General features: G+C 58.9%; 16 protein-coding genes. 2 read left to right on the top strand and 14 right to left on the bottom strand.

The window, feature by feature from the left end:
• Positions 1-41: 41 nt before the first annotated feature.
• The 7 genes from ACA054_RS09615 to ACA054_RS09585 all read right to left on the bottom strand — a co-directional run bounded on the left by ACA054_RS09615 (position 42) and on the right by ACA054_RS09585 (position 8,556).
• Entirely contained in the window at positions 42-1,541 is a 1,500-nt protein-coding gene (locus ACA054_RS09615; protein ID WP_497689170.1) for an S-type pyocin domain-containing protein, read from the bottom strand.
• 95 nt (positions 1,542-1,636) lie between these two features.
• Positions 1,637-1,909 (bottom strand): bacteriocin immunity protein, encoded by a 273-nt coding sequence (locus ACA054_RS09610; protein ID WP_497689169.1) that lies wholly within the window; start codon positions 1,907-1,909, stop codon positions 1,637-1,639.
• Between the two features lie 90 nt (positions 1,910-1,999).
• Complete coding sequence (locus tag ACA054_RS09605) at positions 2,000-2,479, bottom strand: DUF6392 family protein (RefSeq protein WP_497689168.1); 480 nt, start codon at positions 2,477-2,479, stop codon at positions 2,000-2,002.
• Positions 2,476-5,052 carry a pyocin-S2/colicin E7-DNase domain-containing protein gene (locus tag ACA054_RS09600; protein ID WP_497689167.1) on the bottom strand — a complete coding sequence of 859 codons (2,577 nt, stop codon included), beginning with the start codon at positions 5,050-5,052 and terminating at the stop codon, positions 2,476-2,478. Before ACA054_RS09600 ends, ACA054_RS09605 begins: the two co-directional genes overlap by 4 nt.
• A gap of 251 nt (positions 5,053-5,303) precedes the next feature.
• Entirely contained in the window at positions 5,304-6,548 is a 1,245-nt protein-coding gene (locus ACA054_RS09595) for a lipoprotein-releasing ABC transporter permease subunit (RefSeq protein WP_497689166.1), read from the bottom strand.
• A gap of 66 nt (positions 6,549-6,614) precedes the next feature.
• Positions 6,615-7,298, bottom strand: coding sequence for a lipoprotein-releasing ABC transporter ATP-binding protein LolD (lolD, locus tag ACA054_RS09590; protein ID WP_274077064.1), 684 nt, complete (start codon positions 7,296-7,298; stop codon positions 6,615-6,617).
• Between the two features lie 7 nt (positions 7,299-7,305).
• On the bottom strand, positions 7,306-8,556 hold the full coding sequence (locus ACA054_RS09585; protein WP_497689165.1) for a lipoprotein-releasing ABC transporter permease subunit: 1,251 nt from the start codon (positions 8,554-8,556) through the stop codon (positions 7,306-7,308).
• 94 nt (positions 8,557-8,650) lie between these two features.
• Between ACA054_RS09585 and ACA054_RS09580 the strand changes: the two genes are divergently transcribed.
• Positions 8,651-9,232 (top strand): PilZ domain-containing protein, encoded by a 582-nt coding sequence (locus ACA054_RS09580; RefSeq protein ID WP_497689164.1) that lies wholly within the window; start codon positions 8,651-8,653, stop codon positions 9,230-9,232.
• A 14-nt stretch (positions 9,233-9,246) separates the two neighbouring features.
• A complete protein-coding gene (locus ACA054_RS09575; protein ID WP_497689163.1) occupies positions 9,247-9,969 on the top strand; it encodes a glycerophosphodiester phosphodiesterase in 723 nt (240 codons plus the stop codon).
• Between the two features lie 42 nt (positions 9,970-10,011).
• Here the strand turns inward: ACA054_RS09575 and sthA are convergent, their stop codons facing one another.
• From sthA to ACA054_RS09540, 7 genes are all read right to left on the bottom strand, one after another.
• Positions 10,012-11,406 carry a Si-specific NAD(P)(+) transhydrogenase gene (sthA, locus tag ACA054_RS09570; RefSeq protein ID WP_497638777.1) on the bottom strand — a complete coding sequence of 465 codons (1,395 nt, stop codon included), beginning with the start codon at positions 11,404-11,406 and terminating at the stop codon, positions 10,012-10,014.
• A gap of 207 nt (positions 11,407-11,613) precedes the next feature.
• Positions 11,614-12,651, bottom strand: a complete 1,038-nt coding sequence (locus ACA054_RS09565) for an FAD:protein FMN transferase (protein ID WP_497689162.1) — start codon at positions 12,649-12,651, stop codon at positions 11,614-11,616.
• 231 nt (positions 12,652-12,882) lie between these two features.
• The gene (locus ACA054_RS09560) at positions 12,883-14,322 is read right to left on the bottom strand and encodes an efflux transporter outer membrane subunit (RefSeq protein ID WP_497689161.1); all 1,440 of its coding nucleotides are present in this window, start codon (positions 14,320-14,322) and stop codon (positions 12,883-12,885) included.
• 9 nt (positions 14,323-14,331) lie between these two features.
• Positions 14,332-16,482, bottom strand: a complete 2,151-nt coding sequence (locus ACA054_RS09555; RefSeq protein ID WP_497689160.1) for a glycosyltransferase family 2 protein — start codon at positions 16,480-16,482, stop codon at positions 14,332-14,334.
• 1 nt (position 16,483) lies between these two features.
• Positions 16,484-17,728 (bottom strand): hypothetical protein, encoded by a 1,245-nt coding sequence (locus tag ACA054_RS09550; RefSeq protein WP_497689159.1) that lies wholly within the window; start codon positions 17,726-17,728, stop codon positions 16,484-16,486.
• Positions 17,725-18,930 (bottom strand): HlyD family secretion protein, encoded by a 1,206-nt coding sequence (locus ACA054_RS09545; protein ID WP_497689158.1) that lies wholly within the window; start codon positions 18,928-18,930, stop codon positions 17,725-17,727. The genes ACA054_RS09550 and ACA054_RS09545 overlap by 4 nt, the downstream gene beginning before the upstream one ends.
• Before the next feature lie 686 nt (positions 18,931-19,616).
• Entirely contained in the window at positions 19,617-21,080 is a 1,464-nt protein-coding gene (locus ACA054_RS09540; RefSeq protein ID WP_497689157.1) for a glyceraldehyde-3-phosphate dehydrogenase, read from the bottom strand.
• Between the last annotated feature and the right edge of the window lie 235 nt (positions 21,081-21,315).

Here is a 21,315-nt window from a genome sequence, read left to right as displayed (position 1 = left end):
ATTGGACGTGATCGGGCGCGTGGCATTCAGCGGTAATTCGGTTACGTAACTCGACTTCCGAACACAACATACAAAGGATCAATCCCGGCCTCGCGGGGGAAAACCACGATGTAGTCGTCAATCGGTGCTTGCTCGTCGTTGCCGTTTACGGGGTCAAGCGTCGGCACCGGCGAAGACGATACAAATCCAACGCGTTGTGTGGGTGGCCGTGCTGCCGGAACACGCGTTTCGATAGCGGCCATTGCAGACCAGAGAACAGTGATCGGTGCAGCGCCATCCGCAGTAAAACTGAATGAGTTGGTTTGCTCGCCCCGTTGTGCCCCGCGGACCCGAACCCGCGATGCAGAAATATTGCGCCCCGACGCTGCAATGTGGACCTGCTCCAGAAACCTGACTTCGCGTAGCCCCCTGAACATCGATCCGGGTTTAGCGGGCACTACAGCCGAGCCCATCCTGAAAGGCATGTCGACCTCGGATCGGTTCGCCGCCAATGCCCACCAATTATGCCCCTCGATGGGCACTAGCTCGGACAAAGGGACACTGAGACCGAAGACCTTAACATCGGCACGACTGTTGAATTCGAACTGCAATATGGCTGACCGATGTCCTTCATTGGCAGGCTCGACTAACGTGTTGCGCCAGGTAAATTCCGCAACCGCCGAACGAATGGATTTTTGCAGATCAACCTGTTGGGAAAACTCCAAGGCAGGTGACTCGTCTTCCAACAGCAGATCGGGACGTTTTCCAGCGATGATCAGCGACGCATGGATCCGGCGAGCAGTCCGGGCCGGACTGATGCCCGCCAAAGTACGCGAACCGATCAACTTTTGCTGCGCGGTTGTCAACAACACCTCGGCCTCATCGTGCAGGGCTCGATGGTGCTGGTTAATCGCCGCCAACCGGGCGATGTAACGATCATAGGTTGCATCGATTTGTTGTGCGATGCCCTGCCACTGCACCTGCTCCGACCGTGCGTATTTCAGATTGCCCTGCGCACTTTTTTTGGTGAATTCGATGCTCATTTTAAAGAATTCAAACCGCCTGATGCTCAGGTACGACTCATGCTGGGCGAGTTCCAGTGCACGAATGTTTTTTTCCTGTTCGTAAACATCAGACGAAGCGCTCTGCAATGAACGGAACTGCTGGATACGCTGTCCGAAAGCACCGAACGCCTGATCGACGGATTGTTCTGAAACGGCCACGTCTGCTGCAATTTTCTGTACCTCAGCCAAGCTGCGCTGCACAGGCGTTGTTCGCACAGAGGGGGGAGGAACGAAAATACCCTCGTCCTTGAATGCGGCGAGGCCTTGCTTGCGATGCCATTGCCTGACGAGATGCACGACGGTATCCGGGCCGTCGTCAAGGTCTGTCTCGTCAGAGGTAAACAACAGATCCGCCCCTTTAGGGTGACCGACAATCCGATCGAAATGACTGATCAATCGATTATGGTCCTGCCTGGGTAGATCGACGGCCCAGATCCGCTCAACCAGCGCCTGGAATTCCGAAGCGGTGTAATCCTTGAGTGTTGGTTTTAGTTCCATCTTTGACTCTTCCTTGAGCTTTTTGTGGCACATAATTGAAGACCACGACACCCGGCTATTAGAGCAGGTGTCGTTGAGTCGTAATAGGGGTCTAGTTATTCTGGTTTGAAACCGGGCTTGTTATTGGCTGCGCGCCATTCTTTGATAACCCTTAGTACATCATCCGGCGTACTCTCGCACCCTTCCTTGGGAAAAAAAATCACGTCAGAACGATCAGGGTGCTCGGTTACCAATTCGAAATGAATAACCCCTTTATCTATGAAATCTTCAAACTCATCAGGAGATAAGTCACTCCTCTTTTCGTAAAGCTCACGCAAAAACTGTAAAAATTCAGCCTCTGTATAATCTTCAAGCTTCTTTTTAATCATTACAATTAATTTCCTTTTCTATGAAAATCAATATGCAGCCTTGCACCTGCTTACTACTGATATGCCGGTGCACACAGGTCTACTAAATTTTCAATCGTGACCTTTGTCAATCAACGTAAAGACCAACGTTTTCACTTCCATGGCTGCGGTATATTGAAAGACGACCTTTTTGCCCGGGTAAATAGCAGGATCCAGCGCATAGGATTCCCATCCACCTGTTTGGCCCATGGGCTGAGGCATTTTTATGGGGCCTCTTGATTCCATTGGCTGACCAAAAATCGCATGAACGTCAGACTGCGTCATCTCCAAGGTATAAGGTGGCGGAAGATCTCCCTTGTATTCAATTAATTCTGGCATCATCTTTTTAAGGGTTACAAACAATGTTTCAAGACGCTTGGTTTCCGCCCAAAATGTGAGGCTGACGCCAGCATCCAAATCCATATCCAACAGATCAGCGTCAGGATAAAGTGCCTCCGGAGTCGTATCAAAACAAATCCCTTGAGCAATTAAGTCATCATAGTTTGAGCCCAGATTTTTAATCCAGCTTTCAATTTTTTTTTCATTCATCATTGGTACCACCCTTGTTCATTGTGTAGAACATGCAACTTCAAGCGAGCTTCCTCGATTCCGATCTCACCTAACCCTTGTTCAAGCAAACCCGGCTTGATCGCATCAAAATTTCTATCCACTGCCAACCGCAAATTAGACGCATCTTCTATTTGTTTGGAAAGATGGTTCCGTCCACCGTAGGTTTCGCTATACCTACGATGAACCTCGGAAGGTATTGCAATACTTGGCGCTTTTTTCAAAAAAACTGCCCGCTCGTGCCAGTCAATGTCTGGAAATTTTTGTTTAATATGTAAATCTAACGCCTTCCTAGAAGGAATATGGTCAATATCCAACCCATCTCCCCTGCTCCGACCACTGAGTTCGTTATACGGCCCGACCTCCAACGGCTCAACCGGTGGGCCAGCAAAAACCAGTCCGGGAGAAGGTAAATCCTTATCCTCCGGATACCCAGGAATACTCGCACCAATCTCCCCTTCGTCAACAGCCGGAAACGTCTCGTTTGTCGGTAGGACCGGGATGACAGGGTTGCCGGGATAGACCGATGGTTCAGTAGGCGTGATAGGTGATGTCGTCGAACCGAGGTGTTCAGTGCCTGGTGGTACCAGCGGTTTCCAGCTACTGGCCGGCGGGATTGGCCAGGGTGTAACCGCAGGCACGACCCCCAGCCAACCTCCGGCACTGTTTGGCGCCTTGATGCTGATCTTGTCGAGATTGAACGCATCGCCCCAGAACTCCGACCGCTCCAGATAGCGCAGTTCGAACTCACGATTTTCACCGACCCAAGTGCTTTTGGGCGCGATAGGCGCAAAACCTTGTTCGATGCGATTTTTATTCAACTCATTGAACGAAGACGTCAGCGCCCGATCCTCTCCGAGCGTTTGCCACAGGGCTTCATTGAAGGACTCGAACGAGGTGAACTCCCGGCCTCGAAACTGATCGCCGATCTGAGCAGGGATCGCGGCCCCCGCAGGTTGAGTAGCCGGCTTCCACCAATCCGCCGTTGCAGGTAGACCCGTCCCGGTGACAATACCCGTGCCCATCGGGGTTACCTGGAAAGAAAGGTAGATCGGCTCCAGGCCAGGCACGCAAACGATGCAATCCTGAATACGCCAATCGCCACCGACCGGCATGTCTTGAAACTGAGGTTCAGATACGCTCAGGCGTTTCTGGTCTGAGGCCGTCGCGGTAGATGCGGCGTCTGGCGTGAAGCGCACATACCTTTTCGGTGATCCGGGTATCTCGGCCGTGAATTGACCGGTCAAGGGATCCAGTACTGCGTTCACCACCGGGACGCCGGGATCAACCTCGCCCCCTGTATCAGCGACGATGACTGCCGTACTGCCCTCCGGACCGGCCAATACTTTGAGTCGGCGCCCAGACTCTACCGACCCGCCTGCGTCAGCGATTGTTCGCAGCTCTTGGCTGTCGTAAAGATCCAGTGCCTGTGCGGGAATGGCGACAGCATGGTACAAGCGAGCCCGCTGTTCCGGAGTCAATTCGCCGTTACCCAATTCGGATGGGTAGGTCATGCCCCCGATGAATATCGCAAGCTGCGGAGCAGTGAGCGTTCCTGAAGCGCTTGCGACAGCTCCCAAGCCGGCGGCTGCCCGTGCCATTGCCAGCGCGAGTTCATCAGCGACTCCAGCAACCCATAACCCGCGGGAATTGAAGAGCATTGAAGCAGCGGATAACGAAGACGGAACAGGCAAGCTCAAGGTATTGGCCTGCTTGACCCGCTCTAGTCGGGAACTTTCATCGGCCTGCTGCTTGAAGCGAATGCGTGCATCACGCTGTTCGGCAACTTGTCGAAGACGCTCCCAGTTGGCTTCCAGTTCGCGCCAGACGACCGTCTGCTCGGCGTGATGCCTGGAGAGTCCAATGGATTTTTCCGTCAGCGCGTCTATTTTTGCCGACAACAGCCTCGCTTCATGGGCAGCGTTGTACGCACTTTCCCAAAGCTGATGACCGCCAGCGAGCGCATCACCGAACTGGTCCAGACGTGCCAGGTAATCATTTGTCGAACGAGTGAGTGGATCTTGGCCGTCGAATGAATTGGCCACGGTTTTTCTTGCACTGAGTTGTGTGGCCAATTGGGCGATCAGCCCGTCGATCTCGTTTTTCTCTTTGGTGATGGTGTATAGCCCCCACCGTTCGCTGGAACTGCTGTCGGGTGGGCGGCGGGCGGCCGAGATGTCCTGTTCGAGGGATGATGCCAGTTGCGCGGTCTTGACCTGGAAGCCTTGGTCTACGGTGGCCCTGAAACTGTCATGACGCTCACCCCACGCCGCCAGTGCTTGCTGTCGTGTCTGTAAGCGGGCCTGTTCCTGGGCCTGCAGCGCGGCGGCCGCTGCCTGGATTCGTAGTTGTTCCTGGGCTTGCAAGTACTCTTGCTTGACCCGCCTGCGGGCGTCTTTGGTTTTTTGGCTCGGGCCACTGAATGCCCCGGATGCGCCGACGCGGTTACCGCCAAAACCGCCTCCGCCCCCTGATCCGCCACCGCCCCCTGCAGCCGGTGGGCCGGACCTGATGACGACGTCTCCTGACGATCCATCGTTCAATGTGTTCTGTGCCATACAGTCTCTCCTTGTCTGTAGGGCACAGCATGTCTATGGGGTGTTGTTCAGGTGCGGTATATATTTATGGGGGGGATTTATATCGAATGCCAGGGCTTTTCGGTGACTGGAAATCGTGATGTCTTGCATCAAAATGGTCACCTGCCAGCGCTACAGCGGTGCGCCCCAAAAGTTGGATACCAAGCCAATCTTTGGGGCGCACTTCATTCGCCGGCAAGCCGGCTCCTACAAGGATCAAGCTGTGAAGCTGCTTACGAGTATCGCAACGCGTGAGCCGGCTCGATCTTCGCCGCACGCCACGCCGGGTAAATCGTGGCCAGGAAGCTCATGACAAACCCCGCCGTGCAGATCAGCGCCACATCCGCGCCCTGCAATTCAGAAGGCAAGTTGCTAACGAAATACACATCGGAACTGAAGATGTGCTGCCCGCTGACCCGCTCTACCCAACCCACCAGCTCACTGACATTCAACGCCGCAATCACGCCCAGCACGCCACCGATCAAGGTGCCGACGATCCCGATCACGGTGCCCTGCACCATGAAGATCGCCATGATCTGCCGTGGTGTGGCGCCGATGGTGCGCAGGATCGCGATGTCTGCGCCCTTGTCGTTCACCACCATGATTAGCGTGGCGATGATGTTGAACGCCGCCACCGCGACAATCATCAGCAACAACAGGCCAATCATGGTTTTTTCCATCTTCATGGCGCTGAACAGGCTGCCTTGGGTGTGGGTCCAGTCGTCAGCCTTGTAGGCGCTGCCCAAGCCGCTGGCGATGTCGCTCGACACCTGCGGCGCGCCGTACAGGTCCTTCACCGCCAGGCGCACGCTCTGCACCTGGTTCGGCGCCCAATGCTGCATTTGCGCGGCATCGGCGACGTGGATCAGCGCCATCGAGCCGTCCAGTTCGGCACCGACCTTGAACACTCCGACCACGTTCAGCCGCTGCATGCGCGGGGTGATGCCGCCCGGCGCATTGCTGACTTCCGGCACGATCAGGGTGATCTTGTCACCGACATTCAAGCGAAAGCGCCGCGCCGTGATCTCGCCGATCACCACGCCAAATTCGCCCGGTTTCAAGGCATCCAGCCGCCCCTGGACGATATGCTGGGCGACAATCGACACCTGGCCTTCCAGCGCCGGATCGACGCCGCTGACCTGGATCGGCTGCATGGTGCCCTTGTAGGACAGCATGCCTTCCATCTCGGTGAACGGCACGGCGGCAGTGACTTGCGGGTTTTTCATCGCGGCCGCCGCAACGGGCTGCCAATCATCGATCGGATTGACCCCGACGATGGTCGCATGCGGCACCATGCCGAGGATGCGTGAGCTCATTTCGCGCTGGAAGCCGTTCATCACCGACAGCACCACGATCATTGCCAGCACGCCCAGGGCGAGGCCGATCATCGAGGTCATCGAGATGAAGGAAACGAAGCGATTGCGGCGCTTGGCGCGGGTATAGCGCGTGCCGATAAAGATCGATAACGGTCTGAACATTCGCTGGGGCACCGTATAAAAATAAAAGACCCGACGGACTTTTCAGCGCCGTCGGGTTTCAACCCGTCAGATGGGCGTCAGGCAACCTTCCTGCAAGTGCAGGACGCGGTCCATCTGGCGGGCCAGGTTCATGTCGTGGGTCACCACCAGGAACGCCGTGCGCATCGAAGTGCTGAGTTCCAGCATCAAGTCCTGAATACCCTGGGCGGTGTGGGAGTCGAGGTTGCCGGTCGGCTCGTCGAGCATCACCAGGCCGGGATTGTTCACCAGGGCACGGGCGATGGCCACACGCTGACGTTCGCCACCGGACAGCTCGGCCGGCTTGTGCTCCAGGCGATGGCCCAGCCCGACCCGCGTCAGCAACGCCGTGGCACGCTGGCGCGCCTCGGGGATCGCAGTCTTGCCGATCAGCAGCGGCATGCAGACGTTTTCCAGGGCGGTGAATTCCGGCAACAGGTGGTGAAACTGGTACACGAAGCCGAGGGCGCGATTGCGCAGCAGACCGCGTTTTTTCTCGCTCAGCGCCGAGAGTTCTTCGCCATCGAGCCAGACGCTGCCCTTGGTCGGTGTATCGAGGCCACCCAGCAGGTTGAGCAAGGTACTTTTGCCCGAACCCGACTTGCCGACGATCGCCACACGCTCGCCCGGATGCAACTCCAGTTGCAGGCCAGCCAACACTTCCACCGACTCCGGGCCTTCCTCGTAGGATTTGCCCAGGCTGCGGCAGCTCAAGATTGCTTTATCACTCATGCGCGACTCACTCATAACGTAGCGCCTGGGCCGGCTGGGTGCGCGCGGCACGCCAGGCGGGATACAGGGTGGCGAGGAAACTCAGGATCAACGCCGCGGAGCAGACCATCACGACGTCCTGGCTCTGCACTTGCGACGGCAGGTAATCGATGAAGTACACGTCGGCGTTGAGAAATTTGTGCCCGATCAGGCCTTCAAGCGCGGAGATCGCGGCGCTGACATTCAGCGCGGCGAAAATCCCGACCACCGCGCCAATGGCCGTGCCGACCACGCCGATGACCGTGCCCTGGACCATGAAGGTGCGCATGATCGTGCCGGGTGTGGCGCCGAGGGTGCGCAGGATCGCGATATCGCCCTTCTTGTCGTTCACCACCATCACCAGCGTGGAAATGATGTTGAACGCGGCGACCGCGACGATCAGCAGCAACAACAGGCCGATCATGGCTTTTTCCATGCGGATCGCCTGGTACAGGTTGCCGTGGGTGCGGGTCCAGTCGCGGGCGTAGTAACGGTCTTCGCCCAGCTCGCGGGCGATGCTCCACGCCGTGCGCGGCGCCTGGAACAGGTCGTCGAACTTCAGCCGCAGGCCCTGGACCTGATCCGGCTTCCAGCGATGCAAGCGCGCCAGGTCCTGAAGATTGGTGATGCCCAGGTAACCATCGAGCTCACCGGCGCCGACATGGAAGATGCCGACCACGGTGAAGCGCTTCATGCGCGGGAACATCCCGGCGGGGGTCACGGTGACTTCCGGGGCCACGAAAGTCAGCTTGTCACCGATGGCCGCACCGAGCTTGGCCGCGGCCTTGTCGCCGATGACGATGCCGAACTCGCCCGGCGCCAGGTCGTCTAGTTTGCCCTGCTGCATGAAGTGGTCGATGATCGACACCTGGCGTTCTTGTGCCGGGTCGATGGCATTGAGCAGGATCTTGTTGACCTTGCCGTTGTTGGTCAGCAAACCCTGCATTTGCGTGAACGGCGCAACGGCCGTCACCTGCGGGTTCTGCTTGACCTTGGCGGCCAGGCCTTGCCAATCGCTGATCGGCTCGCCGGATTCGATGGTCGCGTGGGGCACCATGCCCAGCACGCGGGTGCGCATCTCATGATCGAAGCCGTTCATGACCGACAGCACCACGATCATCACGACCACGCCAAGGGCGAGCCCGATCATCGAGGTCAGGGAAATGAATGACACAAAATGATTGCGACGCTTTGCACGGGTATAACGCGTGCCGATAAATACGAAGAGAGGTCTGAACATGTCGGGGCTTGTTCGGAGGGAAAAGGAACGTCCTTGTGGCGGGGGTCGATAACCAGCTTTACACTCAGACCACCGCCGCTACCATGGGTTCGCCATGTCGACATTAGATGAAGAAGATCGCCGCGAATACTACCGTATCGAGGACACGATCGCACTGGAAATTCGGCCCCTGTCCGCTCCCGAAGCCGCAGGCCAGGATGTGTTGCAGGATGCTTCCCCGCTCTTCAATCTGCTCAGTGAACTGCACCTGAGCGAATTCGAGTCGCAGCACCTGCTGCGCCAGATCAGCGAGCGCGACCGCACTCTCGCGGCCTTCCTCAAATCCCAGAACAAGCGCATCGACCTGCTCAGCCAGGTGATCGCCATCACCGCGCTCGGGCAGATCGGCGAGCCGCAGCCGGTGATCATTTCCGAAGGCGGCATCGAGTTCCAGCACTCCTCCCCCATCGCCGCCGGCGCGCGCCTGTCGGTCAAGCTGGTGCTGATGCCCCAGGCCCTGGGCCTGTTGGTGCGTGCGCGCGTCACCCATTGCGACCGCAAAGGCGAAGGTTATGACGTCGGCACCGAGTTCGAACACCTGACCGATGCCCAGCGGCAACTGTTGGCGCGCTATATTTTGCAAAAGCAGGCCCAGGAACGACGCCTGGCCCGCGAACTGAACGAATCAGGCATTTAAATTAAGGAACGATCGTGACCCTCATCTACGGCCACCGCGGCGCCAAGGGCGAAGCACCGGAAAACACCCTGACCAGCTTCCAGCAATGTCTCAAGCACGGCGTGCGCCGTTGTGAACTGGACCTGCACCTGTCCATGGACGGCGAACTGATGGTCATCCACGACCCGACGCTCAAACGCACCACCGACCGGCGTGGCAAGGTCGTGGAGCATCGGGCGGCGGATCTGGTGACCTACGACGCGCGCAAAGGTGGACCAGGCTGGATCAAGCCGTGCCCGATTCCAACGCTGGAAGAGCTGTTCGAGCAATGCGATTTCGAGCATTGGCAACTGGAAGTCAAGAGCGCTTCACGCACCCGCGCGGCAACGACGGTGCTGGCGATTCGCGAAATGGCACAACGTCATGGCCTGCTGGACAAGATCACGATCACGTCGAGTTCGCGGGAAGTATTGAAAGCGGCGCTGGAGCTGGTGCCGGACGTGTCCCGCGGCCTGGTGGCCGAATACGCGTGGCTCGACCCGTTGAAGGTCGCGCAAGGCTACGGCTGCGAGATTCTGGCGCTGAACTGGACCCTGTGCACGCCGGAACGCCTGCAGAAGGCGCAGCGCCAGGGGCTGCATGTGTCGGTGTGGACAGTCAACGAACCCGCGCTGATGCGCAGGCTCGCTGATTTCGGCGTTGACAGCCTGATTACAGACTTTCCCGGTTTGGCCACTGCCACGCTCGAGAATTGCTGAAATCGGTCTCCCCGGCCGGCTCAGGCCACCGGCCGGAGCCGCTCAAAAAAGCCGGTTGAGGCCGTCGTACGCCGCGACCCGATAGGCTTCGGCCATGGTCGGGTAGTTGAACGTGGTGTTGACGAAGTACTTCAACGTGTTCAGCTCGCCCGGCTGGTTCATGATCGCCTGGCCGATGTGCACGATCTCCGACGCCTGGTAACCGAAGCAGTGAACGCCCAGCACTTCCAGGGTTTCACGGTGGAACAGGATCTTCAGCATGCCTTGCGGCTCGCCGGCGATCTGCGCCCGGGCCATGCTCTTGAAGAACGCCTTGCCCACTTCGTACGGCACCTTGGCCTGGGTCAGCTCCTGCTCGTTCTTGCCAATCGAACTGATCTCCGGAATGGTGTAGATCCCGGTCGGCACGTCATTGACGAAGCGCCAGCTGCCGTTGTCGACAATGCTGCCAGCGGCCGAACGGCCCTGGTCATGGGCGGCACTGGCCAGGCTCGGCCAGCCGATCACATCGCCGGCGCCGTAGATATTCTGGATGCTGGTGCGGTACGCATCGTCGACTTCGATCTGGCCACGGCTGTTGACCTTCACGCCGATGTTTTCCAGGCCCAGCTGATCGGTGTTGCCGGTCCGGCCGTTGCACCAGAGCAAGGCGTCGGCCTTGATCTTCTTGCCGGACTTGAGGTGCAGGATCACGCCGTTGTCCACGCCTTCGACGCGGTCGTACTCTTCGTTGTGGCGAACCGTGATGTGGTTGTTGCTGAAGTGGTAGCTCAGGGCCTGGGAAATTTCCGAGTCGAGGAAGCTCAGCAACTGGCCACGGTTGTCCACCAGCTCAACCAGAACACCCAGACCACTGAAGATCGATGCGTATTCGCACCCGATCACGCCGGCGCCGTAAACGATGAGTTTGCGCGGGGTGTGGCCGAGGCTGAGGATGGTGTCGCTATCGTAGATACGCGGGTGATGGAAATCGATGTCGGCTGGACGATAAGGACGCGAACCGGTGGCGATGATGATGTGCTTGGCCACCAGTTTTTCCACCACGCCATTGGCGCAGACCACTTCGATGGTTTGCTCGTCGGCGAAACTGCCAGTGCCGACGAACACATCGACGCGGTTACGGGCGTAGTAGCCGGTGCGCGAGGCGACTTGCTTGGAGATCACTTTTTCGGCGCTTTTCAACACGTCCGGGAACGAGAACCAGCGCGGCTCACCAATGGCCCGGAACATCGGGTTGGTGTTGAACTGCATGATCTGCCGGACCGAGTGACGCAGTGCCTTGGACGGGATGGTGCCCAAGTGAGTGCAGTTGCCGCCGACCTGGCGACGGCTATCGACCATCGCCACCTTGCGCCCTGCCTTGGCGGCGTTCATTGCCGCGCCTTCCCCCGCCGGGCCGGAACCCAACACCACCACGTCGTAGTTGTAGACAGCCATGCGTACTCCTCAGAACAGGCCGTGGCGCCATCGGCACCTGCGGCTAAATCACGCCAATCTGTGGCATGAAGGAACAATTTGGGGCCCATGCAGAACCCGGACACAGTCTATAGAAGCGTCAACGCCGCGCACATTAACCCTTGGTCGCGTCGTAGGCTAGTTTTGCCTGCACTACAACGCCAGGTTTCAATGCCTGAATTGCCGCAATCACTCGGTTTTTTTGCCACTCAGACGTTCAAAAGCGCGACTGCTGCGTGTGACGAAACCGGTATCGGCACGCATCACAAAAAATGCGCCGATGTCGTGTTTTTCCGCGTAGTCCCAACCCCGCTCCGGGCCAAGAATCAGCAACAGCGTCGATAAGCCATCGGCCATCAACGCTGAAGGATGAATCACCGTGACTGACGCCAAGCTGTGTGAGACCGGTAAACCTGTGCGGGCATCGAGGGTGTGGGAAAAACGCTGGCCACCCTGCACGAAATAGTGACGGTAGTCACCCGAGGTCGACAGGCCATAGCCGTCGACGGCGATGATGCGCTCGGCCACCTGTTGATCGTCGCGGGGTGCTTCCAGGGCGATGCGCCACGCTGTGCCGTCCAGCTTCCTGCCGGCCGCCTTGAGTTCGCCGGTGGCTTCGGCGAGGTAGTCGTGGATGCCCATGGCTTGGAGCTTCGCGGCAATCGTGTCCACCGCGTAACCGGCCGCGATGCTGTTGAAGTCGACTGCGACGGCGGCGTCCTTGCACAGCTGATCGCCGTCGATGCGCAGATGCTCGTGACCGACACGTTGCCGCACCTCGACCAGCGCCTGGGCAGTGGGGATTTTTTCTTCACGGGCCTGTGGGCCGAAACCCCAGAGATTGAGCAGTGGTTCGACCGTCAAATCGAAGGCGCCTTCGCTTTGCACTGATAGCTGCTCACCTACGCGGACCAATTGCAGGACCGACGCAGGCATTACCCGACAGTGGTTGGCTGGTAACGCGTTGAATTGCTCGATGTCCGAATCACTGCGATAGGTCGACAGTTGACGGTCGACATCCGCCAGGATCTTTTCGACCGCGACCTGGACGTCAGCCGGGGCGGGAAGACCGGTGTGACGCACGTACTTGATCGAATACGTGCTACCCATGGTCGGCCCGCCGAAGCTTTCCATGGAATCGCCGTTGCCGCAGCCGGACAAGGTGCCGATCAGCACAAAAAAAACTGTCTGCCACCCGTTCAACAAGTCCCACACTCCCCAAAGCATTTCCTGACACGACGCCAAGGCGAGCCATTATGCGATACAAATGTAGGAGCGAGCATGCTCGCGATGGACGTCAACGATAACGCGGGAAACCTGATACCCCGCGGTGATCTCAGGTTTTTCGCGAGCATGCTCGCTCCTACAGGGGATTAGTCGATCACAAAACCTGTGTAGTCCACCCTTCGCTGTGGGAGCGAGCTTGCTCGCGATGAGGCCCGACCAGACACCGAAAATTCAACGATCCGCCATCTTCAACGACCGACTCCACCCTCCCCCCAGCGCCTTGTACAACGTCACCTGATTGATTTCCCGCGCCAACTCCAGCTGCGCCCATTTCTGCTGCGCATCAAACAATGACCGCTGCGCATCCATGGTGGAAAAATAGCTGTCCAGCCCCGACTCGAAACGCAGGCGCGACTGGCGGTACGCTTCCTGATAATCCCCTACCAGCTTTTTCTGGAACTCGACCTGGGTGAGCATTTCCTGCCGGGCATTCAGGGCATCGGCCGCTTCTCGAAAAGCATTCTGCACCGTGGCTTCATAGGCCGCTGCCTGGCCGGCGAAGCGGGCATGACTGGCATCGACCTGCGCCCGCCGCGCGCCACCGTCGATCAAGGGCAATGTGCCCGCCAGCGCCACCGACCAGAATTCCGCCGGGCCACTGAGCAACTGGGAAAATTCCCCGGTCAGGCTGCCCAGCGCCGATGTCAGGGAAAAGGTCGGGAAGTACGCCGTGCGTGCCGCGCCGATATCCGCATTGGCTGCACGCAACTGCGCCTCGGCCGACATGATGTCGGGCCGCCGCTCAACCAGCGCCGAAGGCAAACCCGCCGGCACGTCCAGTGTCGCCAACTGCTCACCCAGCGCGCCGGTCGGCAGCAACCCCACCGGTACCGGCTGCCCCACCAGCACCCGCAGCGCATTCATGTCCTGCGCCACTTGCATGCGATACGTGTTGACCTGCACCGCCGCCGTGTTGGTTTGTGCATCCGCCTGGTGGACATCGATCCGCGCACTGGAACCGAGGTTATAACTCTTGCGCAACAGCTGCCCGTAGCGGTCCTGGGATTGCCAGGTGTTCTGCGCAAGGTCGAGCAAATGCTGGTTGGCCTTGAGGCTCAACCAGGTACTGGCGACTTCGCCGATCAGCGCCAGCCGCGCCGTTTGATAATCCGCCTCGGACGCTTCGAATCGCGCCCCGGCGGCATTGCGCTGACTGCGGATACGCCCGAACAAGTCCAGCTCGTAGGAGGTAAAGCCAGCCGTTGCCTGATACGTGTTGGCGATGCTGCCAGCCGTATCGCCGCCTCCAGGTGTGCGCACCAGCGGCGGTAACTTGCTGCGACCGGCGTAAGTGTCGATGCCGATCGTAGGAAAAAGCCCCGAACGCGCACTGTCATACCCGGCCCGCGCCTCATCGACACTCGCCGCGAACTGACGCAGGCTGCGGTTGTTGGCCAGGGCCATGTCGATCAACTGGCGCAGTCGCTCATCGACCACAAAACCGCGCCAATCCTTATCGAATGCCTGCTTGCCACTGCAACACTCACCGGCGGTATTGGCCGGCCATTGCTGGTCGATCGGTGCCTCGGGTTTCTCGTAGGTCGGTTCCAGCGAACAACCGCCGAGCAAAAACAATGTCATGAAACATGAAGTGGGCAAGCAACTGTTCATGGCGCGCACCTAAAAACGTTGGCCGAGCAAAGCTCGCAAGGGGGAAAGAAGCAACGACCACAGGCCCGACCGCTCGACACTGATGTGCGGCAGAGCCTGTTTACGCGAACGAACACTGATCGGCCGCCACCGGGGTGCCGGGACGAAGGTTGGCGTCTTGACCGGTTTGGCGGTACGCGGCGCCAGACGTTTTTCGCCCAGTAACGAGCGCTGCAGCAAGGTGCCGAAGGCCTGTGCCGGCTCGGCCTTGCTGACGACGTTGATGGTCGCGTCACTGAACAACCGCGCGATCAGGCGCCGGCGCACCCCTTCATCAAGGTCGGCGAAGCGTAAGCCCAATTGGTCCTCGCCGTGATTGCGCATGACTTCGACATCGAGCCAACCCAGCTTGTCGATCCATATCTGGCCGCACAGACCCGGCTTGATCGAGGCGGCGAAGGCGCAATTGAGCGATGCGCCGCTGAGGGAAATATCCACCAGGCGCCCCGCCAGGACCTTGCCGCCGAAGCGAAATCCGGTGGGTTTGTCGAATGGAAAGCGCTCTTCGCCATGCAAGCGTGGGCGGTCGACACAGGCCACCAGGGTCGCCAGGTTGTAGACCAGCGCGACCACCGTCCAGCAGAGGTTGAACAGCATGTTGCCGTCGAACGAGGCCGCGGTGCTGATGGCGATGTAGGCGCCAAACTGTGAAAGCAGGGTCAAGGCCAGGAAGAACCCGAACAGCTTCCAGTGCACCATGGTTTTCGTCCGGTCGAGGCCCTTGGCGGTGACTTTGAACGGGCGCCCGAACGGTCGGATCATGGCGCTGGCAATAGTGGCCGTGACCGCCAGGGAGGCAACAATCTGCGTGACCTCGGTAAAAATCGGCAACGTGCGCCGGTCCGTCACCCACGTCCCGTAGCCCCAGAACGCAATCAGCGCGGGCATGCCGAACGCCAGGAAATCCACCGGATTGGCGTAGAACCCGGCGATGCCGAAGTACCAGTACAGCACCGGCGACACCAGCATCATCAAAATGAACGGCTTGGAAAACCAGTGCATCAGCCCATGAATGTAGTGCAGCCGGTCATTGAGCGTGTAGCCGCTGCCGCGCAACGGCCCCTCCTTGAGCAGCGCCACCTGAATCGTGCCCAGGCACCAGCGCCCACGCTGATTGATGTACTCGGTCAGCCCCTCGGCAGACAAACCAATGGACAGGCGCTCATTCAACCAGCGGGTGACATAACCTTTTTGCAGCAAACGGTAGGTCGTGTAGATGTCTTCACAAACCGAGCCTGTAGGAAAACCGCCGACTTCGGTAATCAAATCGCGCCGCACCACGAAGGACGTGCCGACACAAAACGCCGCATCCCAGCCATCTTTCGCCGGCTGGAACACATCGAAGAACACCCGCTGCTCATCGACCCAGCAGGCCGACGTACCGAGGTTGTGCTGGATCGGATCGGGGTTGTAGTAGAACTGCGGCGTCTGCACTAAGCCGACCCTGGGGTCGTCGAACAGTCCCAGCGTGCGCAAGAGGATCGGCTGCTGCGGCGCAAAGTCGGCATCGAGCACCAGAATGTACGGCGCGTTGCTGAGGGCCGCCGACTGGCGCAGACCGTTGTTGAGGTTGCCGGCCTTGGCGTGGGAGTTGTCGGGGCGCCGCGCGTACTGCACGCCCATTTCGGCGCAGTAGTCGCGCAACCAGTCGCGGCGGGTGTCGTCGAGCACCCAGATGGTGAAGTTCGGGTAGTCGATGGCCTGGGCGGCAATAATGGTTTTTTCGAGGATTTCGAGGCCTTCGTTGTAGGTGGCGATGAATATATCCACCGCCGGCACCGCGTTACCTTGCGCTCGCAGTCGTCGTTCGCCGGCATCGGCCTCTTTGCGGTGATCCGTGCGACAGAGCATCACGATGATGGAAAACAGCGTGTAACCGATCGCCAGCATCTCGAAGAACAGGAAGGTGTAGGCCCAAACCGTGGCAAATCCAGAATGGCCGTCGGGCAAGGTGTCGCGAATCCGCCAGGCCGCATAGTTGACCAGCAGCAACGCGGTGACGGCACCGAAACCGACCCGCGCGGCCCATTGATCACGGTGGGTCAGGCAGGTGAACAGAATCACCGCTGCCAGCGTCCAGAAATTGATTTGCAGCAGTTGCAGCGAGTCCAGTGCCTGCATGTCAGTCAGCCTCTTGCGAACCGGTAAAGGGATTGACGCCGGTGGCAGCAATCGCCGCCCACGCTGTGGCGCCCAAGTGAGGCAGGTGGTAATAGAAAAAATCGTTGGTGACCGAGTCCGGGCCTATGGCCAGCCCGGTACTGATGCGCGCTGCCGGGGTTGCGAACAGCCAGCCGTTGCCGGCCTGCTGAGCCAGCAGTACGCTCCACAGTGGCTGCGCCTTGTCACTCAGGCCACTCAAGCGCGCCACGGCAGCAGCCTGGGCGGTGCCTTCGGTCCACAGGCCATCAGGGTCGCGGTTGAAGCCGTAACCCTCGCCAGAACGGTGAGCGCGGTCGATGAAGGCGAAGACCCGCCGCCAGTCCTTGGGTGGCTCATGCAGGGCGATCAAGGGCCAGATCTGCGCATCCAGCCCCGAGCGCACACGGTCCGAGGTCTGGCCATCCGCGCCAGTGCCGATCAGGAAGCGCCCTTCCCCGGCATCCCATTGGCTCGAGACAAACTGCCGGGCAATCTGCGCCTGTTTTGCCGAATCCTGATTCGGCGCCACCGCGTCGAGGGCCGACCATGCAGCGGCGAGGTCAACGTTATGCTCGGTGGATTTCCAGTTCTGCTGGACCTGTTTGGAAAAGTACCCGTAGTAGCCACCACTGAAACCGGCTGGCGATTGCCCGTCGTAGGTGTTTTGCTGCGACCAGTGCAGGACTTTTCGCGCGGCTTCCAGGTACGACGCCTCACCGCTCTGTCGAAACGCCTCCAGCAGCGCCAATGCCGCCCAGGCCTGATTGCCGGTGGCGCTGCTGACTTGATAGGCGTCCTGATTCCAGGCGTTGCGTTCGACACTCCAATAGCCCGGCAACTTCATCGACGGCGCCGCCACCGGGCCTGCGGCGTAGGCGTTGCGCAGGCGCCCGTCCTGATACTCCGGATCGTGTAGTGTGGCGAACGCCAATGCATCGGCGATCCTGCGCGCCGACTCAGCCTTGCCGCAGGCAAACAAGGCAATGCTGGCCAGCGCGTTGTCGTAGGTGAACGCCACACCGCGCAACGCCAGGATCGGCGCAGGATGGCCATCGAGCGGTGGATAACTGGCCACCAGTACCGGCCCCGCGGGCTGCGATGTCACGGCCTGATCCAGCGCCGCACAGGTCATTGCCGCCAGTTGCGGCCGGGCTTGTGCTGCCATGGCGGGCACTCCACTGGCGATCAGCATCACGCCCATTACTCCGCGCAAAAAGATGTTCATGGCCGTGATACCTCGGCACTGGCCCACAATCCCGGATTGCAGGTCATGGCGCGCTGGGTGTCCGTCAAGTCGGCTGCAAAGGTGCCGACCACGTACACCGAATTTTGCTCGGCATAGGGAAACGGCACGCTGTAGGTATTGGCGCGCATGTCCGAAGCACTGGACAACAACTGCACCACACTGGCCTTCAGCGGCTCGTCGAGGCCGCGGATTTTTACGGTCAGCACGCTGTCGCGGTCGATCTTGCTGGCCATGCGCTCGGGGAACACCGCGATCACATAGCTCTGCGCGCAATCGGTGGCCCGCAGCAAGGTCGAGCCGGCTTGCACCAGCGTGCCTTGGGGCGCCAGCAGCTCCTGGACGGTACCGGGCGAATAAGCCACGACGTCGTAGCCAGCCATCATCCTGACCCGGTTCTGCTCGGTTTCGATCAGCTGGTTGAGGTTGTCGAGCTCCTGTTGATAAGTCGCGCGGTTACGGGCCTGATTCTCCAGGCTGAGTTTCAGCGTGGTCATTTGCGCGCTGAGATCGAACATGCGCAGTTGATCGGGATCGAGGTAGACCTGTTTGTTGGCGGCACTGACGTCACCATCAGTGATGCGCAACTGCGAACGCACTGACTCGGCCGCGCCTTGCAACGAAGCCAGCTGGGCTTTCGACGAAGCCACCACCGCACCACTGACCGCCCCCTGGACGAACAACTCGAGATTGCGCTCGACCGTTTCCTGGGCATCGATCAATCGCGCACTGGCCGCACTGTTCTCGGCTTTCAGGGCTTTCTGGGTGAACAGTTGCCTCGTGTGAAACGCGGTCTGGTACTGCTGACTGGTTTTCTCCAGCGCCTCGTAATACTGCTGATCGTGCTCGGCCTGACTGGCCGAAGACGACAGCTGTTGCTCCAACGTCAAGCGCCGGGTTTGCAGAGTCAGCAAGGTTTCCTGGTTCGCCCGCGGGTTTTCCACCACGGCAATTTTCTGGCCCTGGCTGAACGTCACACCGGGCTTGACCGCCAGGGAACTCACCACACCATCGATCGGTGTGGTCAGCAGAATCACGGGGGCATTCAGAATCGCCCGGGTGGCAGAGGCCGACACCAGCGGCATGAGCAAGGTCGACAGCAACAGCCAGACGATAAATCCAAGGACACCCAACCCCACCAGGCGGGGCAACAGCGATAACAACTTCGAGCGTTCTTGCGCCATGTTCGACTCTCCCGATAGACCAACCGCATATCAGCCAGGCAATAGCGTGCCGTGACTGCGAAAATACTTTTGGCAGGGTGAGCAAACGTAATTGATCTCTGCACGACAATTAAGCCGACGCTGATTTATATGATTTTTATTGTGATGTGAGCGGGAATGGGATTCCCGTCTTTTTGGAGAGTTGCTGTGCAGCGCAGTATCAGACTTACCAAGCCCGTGGCAGAACGGGCCTGTCATTGGCGACACTAGATTCAGAGAAATAGAGTGTCAAGCATCCGCTTCGAACAATTAAATGACGTCAAATATGTAACATCTTCTGAATTGGATCCAGCTTAATCATCCGAACCCTATTGCTCGCCAACTACTTATTTTCATTGAGAGTTTTTATTTTTAATAATTAAATGAACTTTGGTTCGAAATTTAAATAACTCTTAACTGCTCACCAGAAAGATTAAATCGATATAAGTAATAGAAATTTTGCGGCGGGTTTAAGGGCCTCTTCGCGGGCAAGCCTCGCTCCTACAGGGCCTTTGTGTTTGCCGCAAGAATTGGGCATGACAAAAAGTCCTGTAGGAGCGAGGCTTGCCCGCGAAGAGGCCGATTCAGTCAACACATTGACCTCTAACAAACTACCCAAACAAAACGCCCCGACCAAAGTCGGGGCGTTTTATGTGCAGCTAAAAGGCTTAGCGCGGGAATGCTGGCGGGTTTACACCGGCCATGTCTTCCATCACGCGAACCACCTGGCAGCTGTAACCGAATTCGTTGTCGTACCAAACGTACAGTACAACGCGGTTATCCTGGGTGATGGTCGCTTCAGCGTCCACAACGCCTGCGTGGCGCGAGCCAACGAAGTCGGTGGAAACCACTTCCTGCGAATTGACGTAGTCGATCTGCTTATGCAGGTCCGAGTGCATGGCCATCTGGCGCAGGTACTCGTTGATCTCTTCGCGGGTGGTGGCCTTTTCCAGGTTCAGGTTCAGGATGGCCATCGACACGTTTGGCGTAGGAACGCGAATCGCGTTGCCGGTCAGCTTGCCCTTGAGCACTGGCAGTGCCTTGGCGGCTGCGGTGGCGGCACCGGTCTCGGTGATTACCATGTTCAGCGGCGCGGCGCGGCCACGACGGCTGCCCTTGTGGAAGTTGTCGATCAGGTTCTGGTCGTTGGTGAACGAGTGAACGGTTTCGACGTGGCCGTTGACGATGCCGAACTTGTCATTCACAGCCTTGAGCACCGGCACGATGGCGTTGGTGGTGCAGGAAGCCGCCGAGATGATCTTGTCGTCAGGGCTGATGTCGCCGTGGTTGATGCCGTGCACGATGTTCTTCAGCGCGCCCTTGCCAGGTGCGGTGAGGATCACGCGGGCAGCGCCCGGGCAGGCCAGGTGCTGGCCCAGGCCGTCAGCGTCACGCCATACACCGGTGTTGTCGACGATCAGCGCGTTTTCGATGCCGTACTGGGTGTAGTCGACCTCAGCCGGGCTCTTGGCGTAGATAACCTGGATCAGGTTGCCATTGGCGGTGATGGTGTTGTTGGCTTCATCAATGGTGATGGTGCCATCGAACGGACCATGAACCGAGTCGCGACGCAGCAGGCTGGCGCGTTTGACCAGGTCGTTCTCGGCGCCCTTGCGGACGACGATGGCGCGCAGGCGCAGGCCGTCGCCGCCACCGGTTTTCTCGATCAGGATGCGCGCCAGCAGACGGCCGATACGACCGAAGCCGTACAGGACAACGTCGGTGCCTTTGCGGGCGGAAGCGTTCTGCTGGCCAACCACGTCGGCCAGTTCTTCACGGACGAACTGCTCGGCAGAACGGCCATTGCCTTCAGCCTTGAACTTGGCTGCCAGCTTGCCCAGGTCTACCGAAGCGGCGCCGAGCTTGAGTTCGCTCATCGCCTTGAGCAGCGGGAATGTTTCGTGGACGGACAGCTCGCATTCGTCGGTCTGACGGTGACGAGCAAAGCGGTGAGCTTTGAGAATCGCAATGACTGAACGATTGATCAGGCTGCGGCCATAGATCGAGCTCACCACATTGTTATTGCGGTAGAGCTGACCGATAAGCGGAATCATCGCTTCTGCGAGTGCTTCACGGTCGATCCATTCACCAAGACACTGGTCGGGCTTCTGAGTCACGGGAACCTTCCACATGTAGGGGCAGAAAAAAGGGGCTACATTATGCCGCCGCGCGCCTCGTGTAGCAATGCGCGCTTGTCGCACTGTCCGTAACAAATTCCCCTTCAAAAAAATCACGCCTCGCTGAAGCCCAATAAAACCGGGGCCTCCAGCATCGTCAATTATTTGGGGACAGCGCAACCTTGTCCGTAACCATCCGTAACACTGGTTGGTTTTGCCACTACATAATCGCTAATTTTCAGTAAAAAAC

It is taken from the genome of Pseudomonas sp. LBUM1653, assembly GCF_059716115.1.
This window is presented reverse-complemented; position numbering and strand designations above follow the sequence as displayed.